General features: G+C 65.3%; 2 protein-coding genes and 1 pseudogene. All 3 read right to left on the reverse strand.

Annotation, left to right across the window (positions count from 1 at the left end; genetic code table 11):
• A pseudogene (locus tag WBF82_RS18080) lies at positions 1-433 on the reverse strand (NIPSNAP family protein); the annotation flags it as partial.
• Positions 433-1002, reverse strand: coding sequence for a hypothetical protein (locus WBF82_RS18085; protein ID WP_424384338.1), 570 nt, complete (start codon positions 1000-1002; stop codon positions 433-435). The gene WBF82_RS18085 and the pseudogene WBF82_RS18080, both read right to left, overlap by 1 nt.
• 67 nt (positions 1003-1069) lie before the next feature.
• The coding region (locus tag WBF82_RS18090) for a CoA transferase (RefSeq protein WP_424384339.1) at positions 1070-2151 on the reverse strand (1082 nt) is incomplete at its 5' end.

Below are 2151 nucleotides of genomic sequence, written 5' to 3' on the forward strand. Positions count from 1 at the left end.
CATCTTGATGGCCCGGTTTGGTCTGCATGATCTCTTGAATCACCACGGCCGCGTTGAAATTGGCGTCGTGCAACTGGGCGAGTGTCTTGGTGCTCGGCCCCGGGTACATGATCCGTCCCTCGCCCGAGGCGCCAATGTCGGCGAGGAATGTCGACCACTTGCCCGCAGCAGCCTCGTGGCTGCCGCCCCGTGCCTGCGCCGCCCCGATGCGGGCATAGTCGGCGAACGCGTCGATCTCCCAGATGATCGTGACCTGAGGCCAGTGCCCGTTGTAGGGGGTGGTTTCCCACAGGCAGAACAATCGGGCGCCGAGTTCTTCCATCATCGGCTGGTAGGTGTCGACGAACGCTTGCGTAAACCCGTCGCTTGTTCCGGAGCCCAGCGCAATCGTCTCGTGCAGGTAGAGCAACGTGTGGCTGTGGTACTTCCGCATCAGCCGACCGGGATCAGCTCGGAATCGACTGGCAGGCAGGCTTTCATGTCGCTGCGCAATGCCTCAGTCGGACCGACCGCATCGACAATGCCGGCCGCGGTGAGCGCATGACGCTTGAAGGCGCGGGCGGCACCGCTGAGTACATGCTGCACCGCGGTCGTCCGGTGTCCCACGGTCAGCGGCCAATCGTCATGCCAGAGCGTGACTTCCGTCATCCAGCGATCCAGCGCTTCCAGTACCTGCTGCCGAATTCGTACGTCCGATGCGAACATGTCTGCGCTGACCGCCAGACCGCGGGCCGGGCATCCGGTGTTGGCCACCGGGATCTGGGCGTCGAGCTCGGATGCTTGCATGCCCAGGATCTGCAATGGGCGGGTATCGCACTGCTGCGGTAACAGCACGGTGACTTCCCAGCCGGCTCGCACCCGGTCGTACAGCCATCCCCCGATGGAGCACACCACGTCGGCAGGACTCGAGGCGACAACGTCGAGGCGATACTTGACCGCAGCGCCGTCGTAGCGCCGTGAAGGCGGCCGCCGCTTCTCGAAGCCCACCTCGAAGGTACTCATCGCATCCCTTCAGCAGATCGAACAACCGGTCGGCCCGAGGGGCCCGACCCAGCATTACATTTCTGCGTCAATCTGTAAAGGTGCGCCTCGCTGCCAATTCGGCGAGAACCTCCTCGGTGTGCTCACCCAGCCGCGGCGCTATCGAGCGCGCCACCCACGGTGTGCCGTGGAAATCCGCCGGTGTCGCGACCATGGGCACAACTGCCGGCCCATCCGGCACGTCAACCATGCCACCGGCGGCGTGGAACTGCTCGTCGGCGACGACGTCTTCGATGCTGTTGACCGGCGACCAGAAGAAGTCCGGTTCGCTCGCGAAGATCTCCGCCCATTCGGCCAGCGGCTTGGTGGCAAAGATCTGGTCCAATTCGGCAATCAATGCGACGGCGTTGATGGCGCGGGCACGGGCATCGGCGAACCGCGGTTCAGCCAACCACTCGGCCTTGCCGACGGCACGGCACAGCGGCGGCCAATGGCGATCGACTTCCAGCCCCACGATCCAGAACCGCCGGCCGTCACCGGCGGCGTAGTTGTTCATGCACGGGTTGCCCATCTTTTCGCGTTGCCCGATCGCGACTGGCTGACCCGTCATCAAGTAGGTGTTCAAGTCGAAGCTGACGGTGTAGGCGCCTTGGCGGTAGAGCGACGTGCTCACCAGCTGCCCTGAACCGGTCCGGTCCCGGGCCAGCAACGCCGCGCAGATCGCTGCCGCCAACGTCATGCCGGCCGAGTGGTCGCCCATGCCGCCGCGTTGGAAGGGCGGTGTGTCGCCAGGGCGGGTCAGCAGATGTGCCACCCCGGCGCGTGACCAGAACGCCGCGATGTCGTAGGCAGCCCGGTCGGCATCGGGGCCGGTTTCGCCGTAGCCGGTGATCAGCCCGTAGACCAGGCGGGGGTGATTCGCCGCCACTGACTCGTAGTCCAGCCCGAGCCGACGCAACGCGCCGGGGCGGACATTCGTGACGAACACCTCTGCGCCGCTGACTAATTCGAGAGCTGCGGCGCGGTCAAGGTCGGTGGTGAGATCGAGGACGACACTGCGCTTGGATCGGTTGTCCATCTCGAAGGGTGGACTGGTGTCCATGTCGAGGCCCATCATCCGGCCGAACAGACGCGCCGGGTCGCCGGTCGGCGGCTCGATTTTGACGACGT

This window comes from Mycobacterium sp. (genome assembly GCF_049673265.1).
In the GTDB taxonomy this organism is placed as follows: domain Bacteria; phylum Actinomycetota; class Actinomycetes; order Mycobacteriales; family Mycobacteriaceae; genus Mycobacterium.